Raw genomic sequence first — 20243 nt, 5'->3', positions numbered from 1 at the left:
ATGGACATCGTCCTGCTGTTTCCCGGCCAGGGATCGCAGAAGCCGGGCATGGGGAAGGATCTCGCCGAGACCTTTCCAGAGGCTCGCGCGGTCTTCGATCGCGCTGACGAGGTGTTAGGCGCGCGCCTCAGCCGGTTGTGCTTCGAGGGTCCCGCCGAGCAGCTCACGCTCACGCACAACGCGCAGCCGGCGCTGCTCGCCCACGGCGCGGCGCTGTGGGCGGTGGCCCGCGAGCGCATCGGCTCGCGAGTTCGCGCCGCCGCTGGTCACTCGTTAGGTGAATTCTCCGCGTATCACGCCGCCTCCGCGCTGCCATTGGACGACGCCTTCCGGATCGTTAGGCGCCGCGGCGAGCTGATGTATCAGGCCGGTGCCGAACGACCCGGGGCCATGGCGGCAATCCTCGGTACGCTCCGTGACCCGATCGAGGACCTCTGTGCGCGCGCCTCGAAGGACGCGGGGCTCGTGGTGCCGGCGAACTACAACACGCCCGATCAGATCGTCATCAGTGGCGAGATCGATGGCGTCGAGCGGGCGATGGCGCTCGCGAAGGAGTCCGGGGCGAAGCGCGCGATGCGCTTGAACGTGAGCGGCGCCTTCCACTCCCCGCTCATGAAGAGCGCCGAGCGCGGGCTCACCGAGATCCTCGAGGCTACCGCCGTCGCGGATCCCGCATTTCCTGTTTACGCGAATTTGGACGGTAAGCCGGTCACAGCGGCCTCCGATGCACGCGAGCGGCTCGTCAGCCAACTCACGAGTCCCGTGCGATGGACCGAGGAAGTACAGTCGATCGCCTGCGACTTCCCGAATGCGCTGTTCGTCGAAATGGGCCCAGGCACCGTCCTCGTTGGTCTTGTACGCAAGATTGCGCCATCGGTGAAGACTGCGTCGTGCGGGACAGTCGCCGAAGTGGAGCAGCTTCTCGGGCTGGTAACGTCGTGAAGATCGACCTCTCCGGCCGCTCGGCACTGGTCACCGGCAGCACGCGCGGCATCGGCCGGGCCATCGCTGAGACGTTGGCGCACAGCGGTGCGAAGGTCGCGGTCGTCGGCAGGGATAAGGCGCGTGCCGACGCTGTTGCGACGGAGCTTCCAACCGGCACTTCACAGGGGTTCGCGTGCGACGTTGGGAACGTCGAATCAGTCATGCAGCTCGTCAGCGACGTCGAGAAATCGCTGGGCGCTGTCGATATTCTGGTCAATAATGCGGGGCTCACGCGCGACAACCTGCTGATGCGACTCAAAGACGATGATTGGGATGCCGTCGTCGACGCGAATCTGCGCGGGGCATTCGTCGCGATTCGCGCGGCAACGCGGGGCATGATGAAGCGCCGCTGGGGACGGGTGATCAACATCGCGAGCGTCGTCGGCATCGTCGGCAATAAGGGCCAAGCCAACTACGCCGCGAGCAAGGCTGGGTTGATCGGACTCACGAAATCGGTGGCGAAGGAGTTGGCGTCGCGCAATATCTTGGCTAACGTCGTCGCGCCCGGATTTATCGAGACGGACATGACGGCGGCAATGACGCCAGAAGCCCGCACCGCATTGTCGCACCAGATACCGCTGGAGCGTCTGGGCACTCCCAACGACGTTGCTGGAATTGTCGGTTTTCTCGCCTCGGATCACGCGGCGTACATCACCGGACAAGTCATCGTAGTGGATGGCGGGATGGTCATGTGACATCCGCCTTCATGGCACAGTAGATTTCCCGTAATACCGTCAACCGCAGAGGGGAGGACGCACGCCCATGGCCGACAACAACGCGCAGAAAGTCCGCGACATCATCGAGAAGGAGCTCGGCGTCGAACGCGAGAAGCTCTCCGATGACGCAAGCTTCATCGAGGACCTTGGTGCGGACAGCCTCGACATCGTGGAACTGGTGATGGAGTTCGAGAAGGAGTTCAACATCGACATCCCGGACGAGGATGCCGAGAAGCTTCGGACAGTCGGCGACGCGATCAAATACCTCAACGACAAGGTTGCGGTCTGATGAAGCGTCGGGTCGTCGTCACCGGCCTAGGGGCGATCACGCCCGTCGGCAACGACGTGGCGGCGGCTTGGCGTGCGCTCATCGACGGCGTTCCCGGGGCGGGTCCGATCACGAAGTTCGACCCCTCGAAATTCCCGGTGCGCTTCGCGTGCGAGGTGAAGGGCTTTGACCCGTTGCAGTACATGGATCGCAAGGAGGCAAAGCGCGCCGATGCCTACGCGCAGTACGCGCTCGCCGGCTCGGCGCAGGCGATGGCAGACGCCGGGCTCACCGATCCCGGGATGTACGACCCGGACCGTGTTGGAGTTATCCTCGGCAGTGGGATTGGTGGTCTCAAGAGCTTCGAGGAGCAGCACGACATCTACCGCGAGCGCGGGCCAAGTAAGATCAGCCCGTTCTTTATCCCGATGTTCATCGCCGATATCGCGGCCGGTCTCGTCTCGATGCGATACAACGCGAAGGGGCCAAACTACGCGACGATTTCGGCGTGTGCCACGAGCGCTCACGCGATTGGCGATGCCTTCCGGACGATCCAGTATGGGGACGCAGACGTCGTCATCACCGGCGGATCGGAAGCGACGGTGACGCCGATGGCGATTGGTGGATTCGCAAATATGAAAGCCCTCTCCGAGCGGAATGACGCGCCGGAGACGGCGTCTCGGCCCTTCGATCAAACGCGCGACGGATTTGTGATGGGGGAGGGTGCGGGCGTCGTCGTGCTCGAGGACTTGGGGCACGCGAAGAAGCGCGGCGCGCACATCTACGCCGAGATCGTCGGCTATGGTGCGACTGGCGATGCCTATCATCTCACTGCGCCGGCGCCGGACGGCGAAGGCGCGCAGCGTGCGATGCGCCGTGCGATGGCCGACGCCAACCTCGAAGCCACGGACATCGACTACATCAACGCGCATGGCACGTCGACGCCCGCCAATGACCTCAACGAGACGAAGGCGATCAAGGCCGTCTTCGGTGATGTCGCGCCGGACATCAACGTCAGCTCGACGAAATCGATGACGGGTCACATGCTCGGGGCCGCCGGCGCGGTGGAGTTCATCATCTGCACACTCGCGGTGCGCGATTGCGTCGTACCGCCGACGATCAACTATGAGCATCCGGACCCGGAGCTCGATTTGAACTACACGCCGAACCGTGCCGTGCGCCGCGACGTCGAGATCGCCCTGAGCAATAGCTTTGGCTTCGGCGGCCACAACGTTACGTTGGCGGTGCGGCGGTTCCGAGGCTGAGGACGCGATGCCAGCCGCTGTGCCGCTCGACCGGAAGCTGATTGGCGATGAATCGTTAGGCCGGATTGCCGACAAGATCGAATCGGGCGAGCGGCTGACGGTCGACGACGGCGTGGCGCTCTTCGCGTCGCCCGATATCGTCGCGATTGGTGCGATGGCGAACGCGGTCAACCGTGCGAAGCACGGCGACCGCGTTTTGTTTGCCGCCAACCAACACATCAATCCGACGAATGTCTGCACGCTGCGCAGGACGTGCGTGTTCTGCTCCTATGCGCGTCTGCCGAAGGAGGATGGCGCGTATCGCTATACGCTGGAGCAGGTGCTGGAAGAAGCGGCGACCGCCAATAGCACACTGACCCGTGAGTTTCATATCGTCGGTGGGCTCGATATGAAAGCCGGGCTCGCGTATTACTCGGAAATGTTCCGCGCGCTCAAGGCCAATTTCCCGCACGTGCACATCAAGGCGCTCACGGCCGTCGAGATCGCACACATCGCACGTATCGAGAAGATGAGCATTCGTGAAACGCTCATCGCGCTGCGCGAGGCGGGGCTCGATACGATGCCCGGTGGCGGCGCTGAAGTTTTCAGCGCGGGCGTGCGGGCGACGATTGCCGACAAAAAACTGGCGGGTGAAGAATGGATCGACGTACACCGAGTCGCACATCAATTGGGCATCCGCAGTAACTGCACGATGCTGTACGGCCACGTCGAAACCTTCGCCGATCGCATAGCGCACCTGGCCATGCTTCGTGACCTCCAGGACGAGACTGGCGGATTCCTTGCGTACATTCCGCTCGCGTACCACCCGGACAATAACGAGCTCGGACATGCGTTGCATCGCGAGGGAACGGCGACGAGCGGCTTCGATGACCTCAAGAACCTCGCCGTCGGCCGCCTCTTTCTCGACAACATCGACCACGTGAAGACCCATTGGGTCATGGTCACTCCGTTCATTTCGCAGACGTCACTGCATTTCGGCGTCAACGACATGGAGGGGACCATGGTCCGTGAGAAGATCTATCACGAGGCGGGTGCGCATACCGCTCAGGCGATGACGCTCGACGCGATTCTGCGCCTCATTCGTGGCGCTGGGAAGGTGCCGGTCGAGCGTGATTCGTTTTATCGCGTCCTCCGCACGTTCGACGGCGATCCGTCGCCCGATGGCGTCGCCCCGCATGCCGGCGCTCCAGTCGCCGCATAGGATGACGATGCCTAACGTCCGGTTGCGCGTTGGTCGCATTCCATACATCAACTGCTATCCCGTCTACGGTGCCGTCGATCGTGGCGCCGTCCGCCTCGAGGCGACGCTCGTTGATGGCGTGCCAACGGAACTCAATCTGCAGATGGCGGCGGGCGCGCTGGATGTCAGTGTGGTGTCCGCCGTCGAGTACGCGCGCGAAGCGAAGCGTTACGTGTTGCTCCCCGATCTCGCGATCTCATGCGACGGACCGGTGCGCAGCGTGCTGCTGTTCTCCAAGCGGCCGGCTGAAGAGCTGGACGGCCGTCGCGTGCTCGTGAGCCGCAGCTCGATGACGAGTGTTGCACTCCTCGAGCTGTTGTTCGAGCACGTATGGGACGTGCAGCCGCAGTTCGTGCCGGCGAACGCGGAAATCATCGACGTCGAGCGTTTCGGTGACGACGAGCACGACGCACGCCTCGTCATCGGCGACGCAGCGCTGCTGCTCGGCTCGCGCCTGCGCGCCCATCGCCGTGTCCCGGCTGGCTATCAACACGCCTACGATCTGGGCGAGCAGTGGAAGCGCTGGACGGGACTCCCGTTCGTGTTCGCAGTGTGGGTTGCGCAGCGAACGACGCCGGTCGCCGATGCGTTAGGCGTGCACGCCACGCTCATCGAGTCACGTGACTGGGGCCTGCGTCATCTGGAGATGCTGGCGGAGCAGGCTTCTGTAACGACCGGTGTCGATCACCACAGCTGTCTCGAGTACCTATCCGGCCTGGATTACGGACTTTCGTATCATCACCTGGCCGGCTTGACGGAGTTCTTCCGTCGACTTGTTCTCGCCGGCCGCGTACCCAACGGCTCATTGGCTTTTCTTCCCGCAGCATAGTCCGGGTGCGCTCGAGCCCTCATCCCTAGCCCCTAAGTCCCATGTCGGACCTTCTCGACTTCTACACCAACGCACCGCTCCTCGAGCTTGGCGCCGAGGCGGATCGCGTTAGGCGCGAGAAGCATCCGCGCGACATCGTTACCTTCATCGTCGATCGGAACATCAACTACACCAACGTCTGCGTCGCCGATTGCGGCTTCTGCGCGTTCTATCGGCGGCCGAAGCACACGGAAGGCTGGACGCTCTCCTATGAGGACATCGGCAAGAAGATCGACGAAGCGAAGGAGCTCGGTGCCGTTCAGATTCTGATGCAGGGCGGGCACAATCCGTATATCCCGTTCGAGTGGTATCTGGACCTGCTCAAGTACATCAAGACGTTTCATCCGATCCACATTCACGGCTTCAGCCCATCCGAGATCGACTTCTTCGCGAAAACATTCCGCATGGACGCACGCGACGTCATTCGGGAGCTGATGAAAGCCGGGCTCGATTCCATTCCTGGTGGCGGCGGAGAGATTCTTGTTCAGCGCGTTCGTGATCTCGTGGCAAAGAAAAAGGCGGGGGCAGATCGCTGGCTCGAGATCATGGAGCTCGCCCATCAGGAGGGAATGAAAACGTCGGTGACGATGATGTACGGGATCGGCGAGACGCTTGCCGAACGCCTCGAGCATCTCCAACGCGTGCGCGAGGTACAGTCGCGAACCCGTGGCTTCACCGCCTTCATCTGCTGGCCGCTCCAGCCGGAGAATACGCCGTCGATGCGCAACCAACCCAAGACCGACGCCATCGACTATCTCCGCACCGTGGCGATTGCGCGTGTCGTCCTCGACAACGTGCCGAATCTCCAGGCGAGCTGGGTAACGATGGGCATGAAGATCGGTCAGCTTGCATTGCGTTTTGGTTGCAACGATTTCGGATCGTTGATGATCGAGGAGAACGTCGTCTCCGCCGCGAACACGACGTACCGAACCACAACGGACGAGATGCAGCGCCTGATTCGCGACGCCGGCTTCACTCCTGCTCGTCGTCGGCAGGATTATTCAATCATCTCGAGCGCGGCCGCGTGATTGGCCCCACTATCATCCGCGTGGGACTAGGTTACGACTCACATCGGTTCGGTGCCGGCGGACCTCTCAAGCTCGGCGGCGTCGACATCGCATTCGATCGACATCTCGTTGGACACTCGGACGGCGACGCCGTGGCTCATGCCGTCACTGATGCCATTCTCGGCGCCGTCGGCGCCGGCGACATCGGCCAGCTCTTTTCTGATGGAGATCCGACGAATCGCGGCCGCGACTCGCTGGAGATGCTGAGCGTCGCCGTCGGCCGCGCTCGCGGCGCGGGCTACAGCGTGTCGCAGGTCGACGTCACGGTCGTCGCCGAAGCGCCGCACATCGCGCCCTATCGTGATGCAATGTGCGCCACGCTGGCGCGCGTGCTCTGCGTGCCGTCGACATCGGTGAACGTCAAGGGAAAGACGAACGAAGGAATGGGGTGGATCGGACGTGGCGAGGGGATCGCCTGTCTCGCCGTCGCGAGTCTCGCACCTAACGAACAAGAACGGTAAGCGGTGGATTCGCTCATCGCGTGGCTTACCGCGGTGCCGATCGGCACACTCTACGTTGCGCTCGCCCTCGTCGCGGCGATCGAGAATATTTTTCCACCCATTCCGGCCGATACCGTCGTCGCATTCGGCAGCTTTCTCGCCGCGCGCGGTCGGGGGAGTGTGGTCGCGGCCTTTGCCGCTACGTGGTTAGGCAACGTGACGAGTGCCATGGTCATGTATGGCGTCGGCCGGCGTTACGGCGCCGCGCGCTTCGACCAACGGTTCCTCGGGGCGAGAGGGCCACAGGCCGAGTCTCGACTCGAGCGCCTGTACGGTCGCTACGGCGTCGCCGCGCTCTTTGCGAGCCGATTCATTCCAGGTGTACGCGCGATCGTTCCGCCCTTCGCTGGCGCGCTGCGCGTTCCGCCGGTACGCGCGGGAATCGCGATCGCCGCCGCCTCCGCGATCTGGTACGGCACAGTGAGTTATCTTGGATTCACCATCGGCGGTAATTGGCCGCGCGTCCAGCGCCTGATCACCGATTACGGGCGCATACTCGCGATAATGGCCGCCGTCGTGCTCCTCGTCGGCGCGGTGATATGGCGGACACGCAGCAGAAAGATCAGCGAGCTCTGATCGATCCAAACATCGCTCGAGCATTTTTCATCGAGCGATTCGCTGACTTTCTCGCGCTGGAGCAGGGATCCTCGCCGCGCACATCGGAGGCGTATCGGCGCGACCTCGAGCGCCTCGCGATTTATGCGACAACGAAAGGCGCGCGCGTCCCTACCGATATTTCGAGCCGGTTGCTCCGTGAGTTCGTGTATCACCTGAAGGATCTCGGACTCGCCCCGGCGTCGATACGACGCAATGTGTCCTCGGCCCGGACGTACTTCCGTTTCCTGTTGGCTGACGGTCTCGTCGTACGCGACCCCAGTGAACGCCTCGAGACGCCGAAGAGGTGGCGCTCACTTCCCGATGTGTTGAGCGTCGATGAGGTCGGACGGCTGCTCTCCGCACCGAGCCTCGACGAGCCATTTACATTTCGCGATCGCGCGCTGCTCGAGGTGGCGTATGGCGCTGGCCTGCGTGTCTCCGAATGGATCACGCTCGCCGTACGTGACGTGCTCTTCGAAGAGGGCCTGGTGCGCGTTTTTGGAAAGGGAAGTAAGGAGCGCCTCGTCCCCATCGGCCGTTCGGCAATCAGTGCCGTCGCGATTTACTTGCGTGAACTGCGACCGCGGCTCGAAAAAGGTGAGGGGAAGGGCGTCTTGATCCTCAACGCGCGAGGCCGGCCCCTCACGCGCATGGGCGCCTGGAAGATACTGCGGCATCACGTCGAGAAGGCGCAGATCACCAAGCACGTTTCTCCGCACACACTACGACACTCGTTCGCGACGCACTTGCTCGAGGGAGGTGCAGATCTTCGCGCCGTTCAGGAAATGCTCGGCCACGCCGATATTTCCACCACTCAGATTTACACGCACGTGGACCGCGAGTATCTCAGGGCCGTGCACAAGCAATATCATCCGAGGGGCTGACGGTGATTGCACCGCGGTTGCTAACAGGGTAACGGCATCATGCTGCTCGTCATCGACAACTACGACTCATTCACGTACAACCTCGTCCAGTACCTCGGCGAACTCGGAGCGGAGATAGACGTGCGCCGCAACGACGCCATCACAGTCGACGAGATCGGCGCGCTGAATCCCTCGGCGATCGTGCTCTCGCCAGGCCCGTGCGCGCCCGCACAGGCCGGGATCACGGTCGAGGCGATTCGGCGATGGGGAAGCAGCATCCCGACTCTCGGCGTCTGTCTGGGACACCAGGCAATCGGAGAGGCATATGGCGGCCGCGTCGTGCGCGCCGACCGCGTTATGCATGGAAAAACCTCGCAGGTCGAGCACGATGGGACAGGAGTGTTTGCGGGTCTGCCATCGCCGCTCGAGGTGATGCGCTACCACTCTCTCGTCGTGGAACGAACTTCGCTTCCTGACTCCCTTCAGGTGGTCGCCCGAGCAGCGGGCGACGCAAACGAAATTCACGGCGTTCGGCACCGCGAACATCCGGTGTACGGCGTTCAATTCCACCCGGAGTCAGTAATGACGCAACATGGCAAAGCACTACTGAGGAATTTTCTAGAGCTCGCGCGGTCACATTGAACGCACGCCTCGCGCCCTTGCTGCTCTTCGCCGGCGCGATGAATGCTGCGCGGCTCGATGCTCAACGGATCATCGTCCGTGACGCGGGACCGGGATCATTCGGACACCGGCTTGCCGAGATGTTCGCGTCGCCACATCGCCTCATTGGACCCGCGGCTACGCCGGCCATCTTGCCGCGCGATTCCGCGTACGCTCAAACCGTCGTCGTACTCCATCGCGACGTCGTGATCGAAGGACGCGTGCACGGCGACGTGATCGTCGTCGGCGGCGACGCTTTCCTTCGCCCCGGCGCCGTCGTTGACGGACGTGTCATTGCCGTGGGCGGCGCGGTATACGAATCGCGACTGGCCATCACGCGAAATGGCGTGGAGAGCCATCGCGATTTCACCTACGATGCGCGCACCAACGGCACGAGCGAGGGCTACCTGCTCGATTACCGGCTCGTGCGCGAGCACCCGTCGTCGCCCTTGTCACTGCCGGGAGTTTATGGAGTTCGTATTCCTGGGTACGATCGCTCCGACGGCCTGTCGCTGCCGTTCGGACCGACAATCTCTCTCGACACCGGCTACCTCGAGATCAATCCGATCGTCACGTACCGCTCGAACATCGGCGCCTTCGACCCATCGCTCGACGGTGAATTCGCATTCGACCGGCGCACACGAGTGCATGCGTACTTCGGACGGACGACGCTCAGCAATGACGACTGGATCTGGACAGACCTCGTGAATTCCTCGGCGGTGTTGGGGCTGGGTCTCGACACGCGCAACTACTATCGTGGCGATCGCGGCGAGGTGACGCTGCATCGGCTCCTCGAGACGTCGATGACGGAACTCGCGCCGTTCGTCGGTCTGCGCGCCGAGCGCGATCGCTCGATCCGACCCGATTCATTCGCTACCGGCGGGCCGTGGAGCTTCTTTGGACGACGCGCCGCCGACGACATGTTGCGTCCAAATCCTCCAATCGTTCCTGGGACGCTCGAGTCGGTACTCTTCGGCGTCTTGTTCGACTGGCAGTTGCAGGGCGTGCGCACGTCGTTCAATCTGACGAATGAAGCCGCTGCGTTCGACGTCGGCTCACTCCGCTTTCTGCAGTCCACACTCGACGGTGTCGTCCGCTTTCCGACGTTCGGCGCGCAATTCTTTTATCTCAGCACACACGTCGTGTACACCTTCGGTGATACCGCGCCGCCGCAGCGCTGGAGCTATCTCGGTGGATCAGGAACAATTACGACGCTGCCACTCCTCTCGCTAGGCGGCGATCGGCTCGTCTACATCGAGAGCAATTACTACGCGCCGATTCCCTGGATTGACCTCCCGATCGTCGGCGCGCCAAGCATCACACTGCGGCACATGATTGGCTCGGCCGGCGTTGGCCGATTGCCGTCGTTCGAGCAGAATCTCGGATTGAGACTCGCGCTGAGCTTTCTGCGATTCGATGGCGTCGTCGATCCCGCGACGCGGACGTGGGATTTTGGATTTGGGTTGTCGATGGCGAGATGAGATACCACGGTCGTCCTGAGGGAGCGTAGCGGCCGATGTATCCAACGTCCCCTGCTTGGTGGCTGGCCGCTAACAAATGACAAGGCGGATTTGCATCCCCCGTCCCTCTCAAATACATTGCCCATCGTGACTGACGCGGCCCCAATCCGCCCCGAGCGCCGCGCGTGAAGACGCTCGCCGTGATCCCAGCCCGACTGGGTGCGAGCCGCCTCCCCCGAAAACCCCTTCGACTCCTCGCTGGACTCCCACTGATCGTCAGAGTGTGGCAGCGCGTTCAGTCCATGCAGCTCGCCGACCGGTGCGTCATCGCCACCGATAGTGACGAGGTCGCCGAAGCCGTTCGGCCCCACGGTGCAGAGGCACTGCTCACTTCACCGAATCATCCGTCCGGTACCGACCGCGTCGCCGAAGTCGCTTCACGTCCGGAGTTTCGCGGCTTCGAGGCGATCGTCAACTTGCAGGGGGACGAGCCGTTCGTGAGCGCGGAGGCGGTGCGCGGCGCGGTGCGGCAAATCACCTCAGGCGCGTTTCCGCTGGGAACCGCGGCGGCACTCGCACCGGAAGCCATTCTGGACGAGTCCAACGTCGTGAAGGTCGTCGCTGCCGATGATGGCCGAGCGATGTATTTTTCGCGGGCGGCCATTCCGTTCTTGCGTGACGCGGCGGAGGCACACCTGCGCAGCACACGAGTCTGGCAGCACATCGGCGTCTACGCCTACGCGCGTGACGCGCTAGCGCGATGGGTCTCTCTACCGCCGCATCCGCTCGAACAGATCGAGCGCCTCGAGCAGCTTCGCCCGCTCGCTGCCGGCTTGGCGATGGGTGTCGCCCTAGTAGATGAAGCGCCGCGCATCGGTATCGATACGGCCGACGATCTAACACGAGCAAACGCTGATTGGAACGATTTCGAGGAATAACCCTGATGAACTCGACGCGATCGCAGACGACGAAATACGTGTTCGTGACCGGGGGCGTGGTCTCATCGCTCGGCAAGGGCATCGCCGCCGCATCGCTGGGGCGATTGCTCGTCGACCGTGGCTTGCGCGTCACCATGCTCAAGTTCGACCCATATCTCAACGTCGATCCCGGTACGATGTCGCCGTTCCAGCACGGTGAAGTCTTCGTTACGGACGACGGCGCCGAGACCGATCTCGACCTGGGACATTATGAGCGTTTCATCGACCGATCGCTCTCGCAAGCGAACAACGTGACGACCGGCAGGATCTACCTCAACGTCATAACGAAGGAGCGTCGCGGCGAGTATCTCGGATCTACGGTACAAGTCATCCCGCATATCACCGACGAGATCAAAGGGGCGGCCCGTCGCGTGGGGCCCGAGAACGATATCGTGATCGTCGAAGTTGGCGGCACGGTCGGCGACATCGAGTCCCAACCGTTCCTCGAGGCAATTCGTCAGATCCGTCACGACATCGGCCGCGAGAACGCGATCTTCATTCACCTGACGCTGGTGCCATACATCGCCGCCGCGGGCGAGCTCAAAACGAAGCCGACGCAGCATTCGGTGCGTGAGCTGATGGAGATCGGAATTCAGCCCGATCTCCTCATCGTCCGCACCGAGCGGCCGATCTCCGACGAGATCAAGCGCAAGATCGGATTGTTCTGCAACGTCGAATTCGGGGCCGTTATCGAGAGTCCGGACGTGCGCACGATCTACGAGATTCCCCTCGTCTTTCACGAACAGGGGCTCGACGCGAAGGTGGTGCAGAAGCTCGGCCTCGACACCGCGGAGCCGAACCTCTCCCGCTGGCGCGAGCTGGTTCAGCGTGTACTCACGCCGCATAAGCAAGTTCGTATCGCCGTCGTCGGGAAATACACCGACTACGCGGACAGCTACAAGAGCGTGCTGGAGGCCCTGATTCATGGCGGCATCGCGAACGACGTCGGCGTGGAAGTGAACTGGATCTCGAGCGAGGCGTTCACCGGACCTGATGTCGCCGCGTCGTTACTCGCTGGCTATGATGGACTCCTCGTGCCGGGCGGTTTCGGCGTACGTGGCGTCGAAGGGATGGTCGAGGCCATTCGCACTGCCCGCGAGACAGGACTTCCGTTCTTCGGCATCTGCCTCGGCATGCAGACCGCCATCATCGAGTTCGCCCGCAACGTGTGCCATCTCGAGGACAGTCATTCCTCGGAGTTCGCTCCCGAATGCGATAACGCCGTCATCTCTTTGATGGAGTCGCAGCAGCACGTCACCGACATGGGCGGGACGATGCGCCTCGGTGCGTATCCTTGCCGCCTCGCGCGTGGCTCCCGCGCCGCCGAAGTGTACGGCGTGGCTGAGGTGAGCGAGCGCCACCGCCATCGCTACGAAGTCTCTAATCGCTATCGCGATCTCTTCGTTCAGAATGGAATGCGGTTGAGTGGACTCTCACCTGATGGCCAGCTGGTCGAGATCTTCGAGCTCGTCTCGCATCCCTGGTTCATCGGCTGTCAGTTCCATCCCGAGCTGCAGTCGCGACCGACGCGTCCGCACCCGCTGTTCGCCGGCTTCATCGCCGCCGCCGCGAAGGCCAGCCGACGTCGTGAGAGCCGCGCTGGAGAACGCCCACTCGTTGAAGCAGCAGACTGACGCGGCAATGGTCCGCTTTCGCAGCGATGCGCTATTTCTCATTGCCGGTCCGTGCGTACTCGAGTCCGACGCGCTGAATCTTCGCGTCGGCGAGCACCTAGCCCGCCTCGCCGAGCGCGTCCCGGGTGGCATTATCTACAAAGCGAGTTTCGACAAGGCGAACCGCTCTAATCAGGATGCCACGCGCGGGCCAGGCCTCGATGAGGGTCTCGCAGCGCTGGCGCGCGTACGTGACAAGACTGGACTCCCCGTGTTGACCGACGTGCATCTCCCCGAGCAATGCGCGGCGGCTGCCGAGGTTGTCGACGTCCTGCAGATACCGGCCTTCCTCTGCCGCCAGACCGACCTCCTCGTCGCCGCTGGCGCGACCGGAAAACCGGTGAATATCAAGAAGGGACAATGGATGCACCCGGAGGGAATGAAGGGCGCCGTCGAGAAAGTCAGAGCAGCCGCGTTAGGCGAGTCCGCAGCACTGGCCACTCGCAACTCGCCACTCGCCACTCCTGAAATCGCTCTCACGGAACGCGGCACGTTCTTCGGTTATGGCGATCTCGTCGTCGACATGCGCTCGTTCGCTCGCATGCGCTCCGCGTGCAACGTGCCCATAGTCTTCGACGCAACGCACAGCGTCCAGCAGCCGGGCAAGGGGTTCGGCGGAGCCAGTGGCGGCGCGCGGGAGTTCATTCCACCGCTCGCGCAAGCCGCGGTCGCCGCGGGAGCCGATGGCCTTTTCATGGAGACGCACCCCGATCCGGACCACGCACCAAGCGACGGCCCGAACATGATCCCGCTCGACAAGCTCGATGCACTCGTGCACCGACTGATTCAGCTGTGGGAGCTCGCAAAGCGATGACTCCGCAGACGGCATCGGCGGTCGACGCCGCGACCGCGCGAGCGATTCGTCTCGTCGGTATCGACGTCGACGGCGTACTCACCGATGGTGGCATCTACCTCGGCGCGGTCGACGGGACGCCGCTCGAATTCAAGCGCTACGATATTCAGGATGGCTTGGGGATTCACTTCCTCCGCAAAGCAGGCATTCGCGTCGCCATCGTCACCGGTCGCGTTTCGGACAGCGTTAGGCTTCGCGCCTCCGAACTCGAGATCGAGGATGTCGCCCAGGATTCGTACGCCCGCAAGCTGCCCGCCCTGCGCAGAATCCTCGAGCGTCACGGAATCGGCGCAGACGAAACGGCGTTCATCGGCGACGATTTTCCCGACCTGGCGATCATGCGCACCGTGCGGTTGCCCGTCGCTGTGGCTAACGCGGTTCCCGAAGTGTTGAGCGTCTCTCGATTTCAGCTCTCGAGAGGTGGCGGCCGCGGAGCCGTTCGTGAATTCGCCGAGCTACTGCTCAAAGCGCGCGGTGAGTGGGAAACGCTGACCGAGGCGTACGTCGCCGAACGGTCAGTGGAAGGAAGCGATGGCCGGCGCGGCGCGAAGTCGAAGCGTCGCTCTCGCGCTGGTCGTGGTCAGCGACGATGAAACGCGACGAGATTCTCGAGCGCGGTCGACGTGTGCTTCGGCTCGAACGGGACGCGCTTGCCGCGATGGAGAAGCGCCTCGGCGACGAATTTGCGCGCGCCGTGGAGCTCATGCACGCGTGCAAGGGCCGCTTGATAGTGTGTGGCGTCGGGAAGTCAGGTCTCGTCGGCCGTAAGATCGCCGCAACGCTAACGTCTACCGGAACGCCGGCGACCTTCCTTCATCCTGTCGACAGCGTCCACGGCGATCTCGGCATCGTCGGCAACGAGGACGTCGCGATCCTCATCTCCAAGAGCGGGGAGTCCGACGAGCTGCTCGCTCTCCTGGCACACCTGAAGGGCTTTGGCGTTCGCACCATCGCGATCACCGGAGACGTGAAATCTGCTCTCGCTCGGCACTCCGATGTCGTCCTCGACGCCAGCGTCAGAGAGGAGGCCTGTCCGCACGACCTCGCCCCGACGACGAGCACGACCGCCGCGCTCGCCCTCGGGGACGCCCTTGCCGTCGCTCTCCTCCAGGAAAAGGGCTTTCGCCGCGAAGACTTCGCGCGGATCCACCCGGGAGGCTCCCTGGGTCGCTCCCTCGTCACCAAGGTCGAGGAAGTGATGCTGCGGGATCAACTGCCTATTCTCCGCAACGGAGACACGATGCGGGAGGCAATCGTCATGATTGCGGAGCGCCGCGGGATCGCTGTAGTCGTTGACGCACGAACTCACGTCGACGGGGTATTGACCGCCGGAGACCTTAGCCGGCTGGTCGAGCGCAGCGATGACTTCCTGTCGGCTCCGGTACGCGGTGTCATGACTCGCACTCCAAAGCTGGCGCGTACCGGCGAGCTCGCAAGCGCCGTCGTCTATCGCATGGAGCAAATCGGTATCATGGCAATGCCAGTCGTGAACGAGCGAGAGGAACTGGTGGGAGTCGTACATCTGCACGATATGATGCGAGCGCGCGTGGTATGATGCAGTCGACGCGCGTTGGGCACCTTACCCTATGTCTCGCCGTCGGATGTGCGGTGGGTGCCGCCGGAGCCTGCAACGAGCCCAAAGGTCCACCGGTGAGTCCCCGTGGCGACGCCGACACGGCCGAGCAAATTGGCTATGGCGTGCGTACTTTGCTGACCGCGAACGGCGTTCAGAAAGGCGAGCTGCAAGCGGATACGATGTACGTCTACAACGACCAGACGAAATTCGATTTCCGCAACGCGCGCGTGAAGTTCAATACCGAAACGGGTGTGCCTAACGGTACGATGCGCGCGAATCGCGGCATCTACGACACCCGCACGCAGATTCTCGAAGGTTTCGGCAACGTCGTCATCACGACGCTCGATGGAAAAACGCTTAAGTCGCCGCATGTCAAGTTCAATCAACTCGGCAACGAAGTCACAAGTGATACGACGTTCGAAGTCAAAGCGGGTGAACGGGAGCAGCGCGGAATAGGGTTTACGGCGGATCCGAATCTCACGCACTTCAAGTGCTTGCGAATGTGCGGCGGCAGCGCGCCGATTACGCTGCCCGGCTCCTGATGCGTTGTGCGTCAGTGTCCATCGCAGCGACGCTCGTGTTACTCGCGACGACAGCTCGCGCACAGGAGCGAACGCGCTGCACGATGAAGCAGCTGCCGAACACGCGGGTCAACAACCTTCAGCTGCCGAGCAAGGAGTACAACACCTTCGTCGGGGGAGGCTTGCTGGTCGTCTGCCCCAGCCGGCAGATCACCCTCAAGGCCGACAGCGCCGAGCTCTATGGCGACGAGAAGCGCGACTTCCTCGTCGGGCACGTCAGCTACGACGAGCCGCGCCTCAGCATGACGTCGGACTACCTCACCTACTACACGGCTGAGGAGCGTATCGTCGCCGCCGGGAACGTGAATGCTCGGCTCCCAAGTGGATCGACGCTCAAGGGGCCACAGGTCGACTACAAGCGTCTCGTTCCACGTATTCGCACGCGAGCCCAAACGCTCGCCACTGGTCGTCCGACGGTGACGATCGTCCAGCGCGACACGTCGGGAAAAGAGCAGCCTCCCATCGATGTCGTCGCCAACACGATCTTCATGGACGGCGATAGCTTGATCTACGGCTCCGGCAACGTCGTCATCACCCGGCCGGAGGTCAACGCGAGCGCCGATTCATCTTTCATCAACACCGGCACCGAGATCATGCAGTTGATGCGCAACCCGATCGTCAACGGCACACACGGCCGGCCCTTTCGGCTCATCGGCGTGAACATCGATCTCTTCTCGAAGGACAAGAAGCTCGAGCGCGTCATCGCGCGCGCCCGCGCGCAGGCAAACAGCCAGGATCTTACGCTCACCGCCGACACGATCGACCTCCGCATCAAGTCAGATTCGCTCGAGCGCGCATTCGCATGGGGGAAGAGCCGGGCGCGGGCCTTGTCGCCAACGCAAAACATGATCGCCGATTCACTCGACGTGCAGATGCCGGGTCAGCGAGTGCATGAGGTGCATGCGTTGCACAAGGCATTTGCGGAGGGCCGTGCCGATTCGACGGCGTTCAAGCCCGACACGACCAATTGGCTTCGCGGTGATACCATCGTCGCCTTGTTTGATACGATACCCCCCGTCGACACCACGAAAGGACCCGCGATCCGCAAACTCATATCGACGGATAGCGCGGAAGCCTTCTACCACATGGCGCCGCAAGACACGTCGTTGCACAGACCCGCGATCAATTACGTGAGGGGACACAAGATCACGATCGACTTCAACGAGCAGAAAGTCGCGCAGATCGCCGTCGATGGTAAAGTCTCGGGCATCTTCATCGAGCCATCGGCGGACACGACGAAAACGCGCCCGAATTCGAGGCCTCCCGCGCGACCGCCGGGGCGGCCCGGCGCCGTACCGGGAGTGCGTCGTCCATGAGCGATATTCCGGAGCGGCTCAAGCGACTTCTGGATCACGCCAAGCACGGCGACCGCTCGCTCGCGCTCACGCTGCACGCGCTGATCATCGCCGCCGATTCCGCGGGTTGCTCGGACTTCAATCAGGCCGCAATCATCTATCGCGACGACCACCTCGCGGCAATGCGCGCCGACGGGCGCGACGCCGAGCGAGAGGCAGGCCGCCTGAGCCTCGACGAAGTGAGAAAGCACCTCGCCGCGTCCGTCCTCCCGCGCCTCGTTTCCGAGGGGGTAATCGTTCTGCCGCAGAGCGGCCTCAGCACGCCAGACGCGAAGATTCGGATCACCGAGACTTACTGGCGCGCGATTCAGGAAAAGCGCCGTGAGGTGGCGGCGACGCTCCGCCAGACCGGTGAGCACCTCACGCCGGCGAAGGATTTTGCGGCAATCAGAGCGACGCCGGCAAAGCGCGAAGCCGCCCAGACCAAGGTCAGCGTGCTCGAAGCTTCCGGTCTCGTAAAGATTTACCGTCGCCGGAAGGTTGTGAACGACGTGGCCCTCCGATTGCAACAGGGGGAGATTGTCGGATTGCTGGGCCCGAATGGAGCGGGGAAGACCACCACCTTCTACATGATCGTGGGGTTGATCCAGCCCTTTGCAGGGCACATCAGCATGGACGGTGTGGATATCACGACCATGCCGATGTACAAGCGAGCGCGACGCGGAGTCGGCTATCTTTCCCAGGAGCCCTCCATCTTTCGAAAGCTCTCGGTGGAGGACAACATCCTGGCGATCCTCGAGACGTTGCCGATTTCCGGTGCCGAGCGGCGAACGCGTCTTGAAACGCTACTGGACGAGCTGAGCATCAAGCACCTTCGACAGAGCAAAGCATTCGCTCTGTCCGGCGGCGAGCGGCGACGACTCGAGATCACCCGAGCGCTCGTCTCGCGACCAAAGTTCATGATGTTGGACGAGCCCTTCGCTGGCGTCGATCCGATTGCCGTGCATGATATTCAGAGCATCGTCGCCAATTTGCGTCACCGTGGAATCGGTGTGTTGATCAGCGACCATAACGTGGAGCAAACCCTGGACATTGTGGATCGCGCGTACATCATGTTCGATGGCCAGGTAAAGGTTTCCGGGACAGTCCGCGAGCTGGTTTTTGACGATACTGTCGCGGACATCTATCTCGGCCCGACGCTGACCGCTCGACTGCGCGCGCGCTTCTCGAACACCGATGGCAACGGGCGTGATGGCGAACCAAACGGCGGCCTGCCGGCTCCGGTTAGGCCCACTGGACCACCGCCATTTCACGGTCATGGAGGATCGGAAGTACAATGAAAGCTGGCCTCCAGCAAAGCACGCAGCTCAAACAGGAACTCAAGATCAACCCACGCCTCTATCAGGCGATGGATCTGCTCTATATGCCGCTGCTGGATCTCCAACAGCATCTCAAGCAGGAGCTCTTGAACAACCCCTTCCTCGAGATGGTCGAGATGGAGGAAGAGGAAGAGGAAGAGGAGGAGAGTCCCGAAACTGAAGCAGCGACTGAACAGGACAAGGCAAACGACGAGATCGACTGGGAAGAGATTCTGCTCGACGGCTTCGACGCCGGTGGCCGCCGCGAAGAGCACGAAGAGCGCGAGTACTATGAGCCCGTCACGGTCGACACGCGCGACCTCTCCGATCACCTGCGCGACCAGATCACTCTGCTCGAGCTGTCAGCGCGCCAGCAGCTGCTCGCCGAGGAGTTCATCGGAAACATCAACGAGGATGGCTATCTCGCGTGTCCGCTGAACGATATCCTCATCAGCATCAACGAAACGATCACCAAGGTCGCCGAGGAGCTCAACCCTGATCTCGAAGAAATACCGCACTACGCGCTCGGCGACGTTGAGCAAATGCTCACGGTCATTCAGAGCCTCGACCCGCCGGGTGTTGGCGCGCGCGACTTGCGCGAGTGCTTGATGCTTCAGCTTCGCGAGGCGGGGCTCGAGCAGTCGGTACCGTTTCGGCTCGTTCGGGATTGCTTCGACGAGCTGATCAACCACCGCTGGAGCGAGATCTCGAAGCGCTTCGGCATCAGTCCCGCAGACGTCCAACGCGCCGCCGACGAGATCAAGAAGCTCGATCCGAAGCCGGGCTTGATGTATAGCAGTGCCAGCGACAACTACATCATCCCTGATCTGATTGTCGAGAAGATCGACGGCCGCTATCACGTCTTTCTGAATGACGCAAATCTCCCGCGACTCAAGCTCAGCAAGGCCTACCAGGAGATCGCCCGCGACAAGAAGAAGTTCGAAGGCGAGAGCAAGGAGTTCATCTCGAACAAGCTCAACTCCGCGAACTGGATGATTCAGGCCATCGAGCAACGGCGCCAGACGATGCTCAAGGTCATGAACTACATCGTCGACCGGCAACGCGATTTCTTCGAGAAGGGCGTGCAGTACCTCAAGCCGCTCACGCTGCGCGAGGTCGCCGAAGTCATCAATATGCACGAGTCGACGGTCAGCCGCGTCACCAATGAGAAATACGTGCAGACGCCGCGCGGCGTCCTGCCGTTGAAATTCTTCTTCTCATCGGGTCTCTCGACCACCGCCGGCGAGGACGTTTCCGCTCGGGGCATCAAAGCGCAGATCGAGAAGCTCGTCTCCGAGGAAGATCCGAAGCATCCCCTCACGGATCAGGCGATCGTCAACATTCTGAAGGAGAGTGGCGTCCAGATCGCCCGACGCACCGTCGCGAAGTATCGCGACCAACTCGGGGTGCTCTCCGCACGCATGCGCAAGCGGGTGTGAGCG

At 62.4% G+C, this 20243-nt stretch carries 21 protein-coding genes; all 21 read left to right on the top strand.

Annotated elements, in window-relative coordinates:
• The 21 genes from fabD (at nucleotide 1) to rpoN (ending at nucleotide 20240) form a co-directional block, all read left to right on the top strand.
• Nucleotides 1-942: an ACP S-malonyltransferase gene (gene fabD / locus VGH98_09710; protein ID HEY2376235.1), complete on the top strand. Its 942-nt coding sequence runs from the start codon at nucleotides 1-3 to the stop codon at nucleotides 940-942.
• On the top strand, nucleotides 939-1679 hold the full coding sequence (gene fabG, locus VGH98_09705) for a 3-oxoacyl-[acyl-carrier-protein] reductase (GenBank protein HEY2376234.1): 741 nt from the start codon (nucleotides 939-941) through the stop codon (nucleotides 1677-1679). Before fabD ends, fabG begins: the two co-directional genes overlap by 4 nt.
• 67 nt (nucleotides 1680-1746) lie before the next feature.
• Nucleotides 1747-1989 (top strand): acyl carrier protein, encoded by a 243-nt coding sequence (locus tag VGH98_09700; GenBank protein HEY2376233.1) that lies wholly within the window; start codon nucleotides 1747-1749, stop codon nucleotides 1987-1989.
• Nucleotides 1989-3233, top strand: a complete 1245-nt coding sequence (fabF, locus tag VGH98_09695) for a beta-ketoacyl-ACP synthase II (GenBank protein HEY2376232.1) — start codon at nucleotides 1989-1991, stop codon at nucleotides 3231-3233. The genes VGH98_09700 and fabF overlap by 1 nt, the downstream gene beginning before the upstream one ends.
• Nucleotides 3234-3240: 7 nt before the next feature.
• On the top strand, nucleotides 3241-4434 hold the full coding sequence (mqnE, locus tag VGH98_09690; protein HEY2376231.1) for an aminofutalosine synthase MqnE: 1194 nt from the start codon (nucleotides 3241-3243) through the stop codon (nucleotides 4432-4434).
• Nucleotides 4394-5302 carry a menaquinone biosynthesis protein gene (locus tag VGH98_09685; GenBank protein HEY2376230.1) on the top strand — a complete coding sequence of 303 codons (909 nt, stop codon included), beginning with the start codon at nucleotides 4394-4396 and terminating at the stop codon, nucleotides 5300-5302. Before mqnE ends, VGH98_09685 begins: the two co-directional genes overlap by 41 nt.
• 41 nt (nucleotides 5303-5343) lie before the next feature.
• Nucleotides 5344-6369 carry a cyclic dehypoxanthinyl futalosine synthase gene (mqnC, locus tag VGH98_09680; GenBank protein HEY2376229.1) on the top strand — a complete coding sequence of 342 codons (1026 nt, stop codon included), beginning with the start codon at nucleotides 5344-5346 and terminating at the stop codon, nucleotides 6367-6369.
• Nucleotides 6366-6869 (top strand): 2-C-methyl-D-erythritol 2,4-cyclodiphosphate synthase, encoded by a 504-nt coding sequence (gene ispF, locus VGH98_09675; GenBank protein ID HEY2376228.1) that lies wholly within the window; start codon nucleotides 6366-6368, stop codon nucleotides 6867-6869. Before mqnC ends, ispF begins: the two co-directional genes overlap by 4 nt.
• A gap of 3 nt (nucleotides 6870-6872) precedes the next feature.
• Nucleotides 6873-7484: a DedA family protein gene (locus VGH98_09670; GenBank protein HEY2376227.1), complete on the top strand. Its 612-nt coding sequence runs from the start codon at nucleotides 6873-6875 to the stop codon at nucleotides 7482-7484.
• On the top strand, nucleotides 7448-8389 hold the full coding sequence (gene xerD, locus VGH98_09665; GenBank protein ID HEY2376226.1) for a site-specific tyrosine recombinase XerD: 942 nt from the start codon (nucleotides 7448-7450) through the stop codon (nucleotides 8387-8389). Before VGH98_09670 ends, xerD begins: the two co-directional genes overlap by 37 nt.
• Before the next feature lie 39 nt (nucleotides 8390-8428).
• Nucleotides 8429-9010, top strand: a complete 582-nt coding sequence (locus tag VGH98_09660; GenBank protein ID HEY2376225.1) for an aminodeoxychorismate/anthranilate synthase component II — start codon at nucleotides 8429-8431, stop codon at nucleotides 9008-9010.
• Nucleotides 9007-10509, top strand: a complete 1503-nt coding sequence (locus VGH98_09655; GenBank protein ID HEY2376224.1) for a polymer-forming cytoskeletal protein — start codon at nucleotides 9007-9009, stop codon at nucleotides 10507-10509. The genes VGH98_09660 and VGH98_09655 overlap by 4 nt, the downstream gene beginning before the upstream one ends.
• A 164-nt stretch (nucleotides 10510-10673) precedes the next feature.
• Nucleotides 10674-11426, top strand: a complete 753-nt coding sequence (gene kdsB, locus VGH98_09650; protein HEY2376223.1) for a 3-deoxy-manno-octulosonate cytidylyltransferase — start codon at nucleotides 10674-10676, stop codon at nucleotides 11424-11426.
• A gap of 5 nt (nucleotides 11427-11431) precedes the next feature.
• Nucleotides 11432-13099: a CTP synthase gene (locus VGH98_09645; GenBank protein ID HEY2376222.1), complete on the top strand. Its 1668-nt coding sequence runs from the start codon at nucleotides 11432-11434 to the stop codon at nucleotides 13097-13099.
• Nucleotides 13083-13952 (top strand): 3-deoxy-8-phosphooctulonate synthase, encoded by an 870-nt coding sequence (kdsA, locus tag VGH98_09640; GenBank protein ID HEY2376221.1) that lies wholly within the window; start codon nucleotides 13083-13085, stop codon nucleotides 13950-13952. The genes VGH98_09645 and kdsA overlap by 17 nt, the downstream gene beginning before the upstream one ends.
• Complete coding sequence (locus VGH98_09635; protein ID HEY2376220.1) at nucleotides 13949-14584, top strand: HAD hydrolase family protein; 636 nt, start codon at nucleotides 13949-13951, stop codon at nucleotides 14582-14584. The genes kdsA and VGH98_09635 overlap by 4 nt, the downstream gene beginning before the upstream one ends.
• Nucleotides 14581-15546 (top strand): KpsF/GutQ family sugar-phosphate isomerase, encoded by a 966-nt coding sequence (locus tag VGH98_09630; protein HEY2376219.1) that lies wholly within the window; start codon nucleotides 14581-14583, stop codon nucleotides 15544-15546. Before VGH98_09635 ends, VGH98_09630 begins: the two co-directional genes overlap by 4 nt.
• Nucleotides 15543-16109, top strand: coding sequence for an LPS export ABC transporter periplasmic protein LptC (gene lptC, locus VGH98_09625; GenBank protein ID HEY2376218.1), 567 nt, complete (start codon nucleotides 15543-15545; stop codon nucleotides 16107-16109). Before VGH98_09630 ends, lptC begins: the two co-directional genes overlap by 4 nt.
• 14 nt (nucleotides 16110-16123) lie before the next feature.
• Complete coding sequence (locus VGH98_09620; protein ID HEY2376217.1) at nucleotides 16124-17464, top strand: hypothetical protein; 1341 nt, start codon at nucleotides 16124-16126, stop codon at nucleotides 17462-17464.
• Nucleotides 17461-18783, top strand: coding sequence for an LPS export ABC transporter ATP-binding protein (lptB, locus tag VGH98_09615; GenBank protein HEY2376216.1), 1323 nt, complete (start codon nucleotides 17461-17463; stop codon nucleotides 18781-18783). Before VGH98_09620 ends, lptB begins: the two co-directional genes overlap by 4 nt.
• Complete coding sequence (gene rpoN, locus VGH98_09610; protein HEY2376215.1) at nucleotides 18780-20240, top strand: RNA polymerase factor sigma-54; 1461 nt, start codon at nucleotides 18780-18782, stop codon at nucleotides 20238-20240. Before lptB ends, rpoN begins: the two co-directional genes overlap by 4 nt.
• The last annotated feature ends 3 nt before the right edge of the window (nucleotides 20241-20243 follow it).

This window comes from Gemmatimonadaceae bacterium, from assembly GCA_036496605.1.
Lineage (GTDB): Bacteria > Gemmatimonadota > Gemmatimonadetes > Gemmatimonadales > Gemmatimonadaceae > AG2.
Note: the sequence above shows the minus strand (reverse complement) of the source record. Positions and strands in the feature narration are given on the sequence as shown.

Excerpts from the sequence above, each read along its gene's own strand:
- VGH98_09700 (HEY2376233.1), top strand. The coding sequence starts at position 1,747 with ATGGCCGACAACAACGCGCAGAAAGTCCGCGACATCATCGAGAAGGAG.
- lptC (HEY2376218.1), top strand. The coding sequence starts at position 15,543 with ATGATGCAGTCGACGCGCGTTGGGCACCTTACCCTATGTCTCGCCGTC.
- fabD (HEY2376235.1), top strand. The coding sequence starts at position 1 with ATGGACATCGTCCTGCTGTTTCCCGGCCAGGGATCGCAGAAGCCGGGC.
- mqnC (HEY2376229.1), top strand. The coding sequence starts at position 5,344 with ATGTCGGACCTTCTCGACTTCTACACCAACGCACCGCTCCTCGAGCTT.
- fabF (HEY2376232.1), top strand. The coding sequence starts at position 1,989 with ATGAAGCGTCGGGTCGTCGTCACCGGCCTAGGGGCGATCACGCCCGTC.
- VGH98_09685 (HEY2376230.1), top strand. The coding sequence starts at position 4,394 with ATGGCGTCGCCCCGCATGCCGGCGCTCCAGTCGCCGCATAGGATGACG.
- xerD (HEY2376226.1), top strand. The coding sequence starts at position 7,448 with ATGGCGGACACGCAGCAGAAAGATCAGCGAGCTCTGATCGATCCAAAC.
- VGH98_09635 (HEY2376220.1), top strand. The coding sequence starts at position 13,949 with ATGACTCCGCAGACGGCATCGGCGGTCGACGCCGCGACCGCGCGAGCG.
- VGH98_09660 (HEY2376225.1), top strand. The coding sequence starts at position 8,429 with ATGCTGCTCGTCATCGACAACTACGACTCATTCACGTACAACCTCGTC.
- VGH98_09645 (HEY2376222.1), top strand. The coding sequence starts at position 11,432 with ATGAACTCGACGCGATCGCAGACGACGAAATACGTGTTCGTGACCGGG.
- lptB (HEY2376216.1), top strand. The coding sequence starts at position 17,461 with ATGAGCGATATTCCGGAGCGGCTCAAGCGACTTCTGGATCACGCCAAG.
- mqnE (HEY2376231.1), top strand. The coding sequence starts at position 3,241 with ATGCCAGCCGCTGTGCCGCTCGACCGGAAGCTGATTGGCGATGAATCG.
- VGH98_09630 (HEY2376219.1), top strand. The coding sequence starts at position 14,581 with ATGAAACGCGACGAGATTCTCGAGCGCGGTCGACGTGTGCTTCGGCTC.
- rpoN (HEY2376215.1), top strand. The coding sequence starts at position 18,780 with ATGAAAGCTGGCCTCCAGCAAAGCACGCAGCTCAAACAGGAACTCAAG.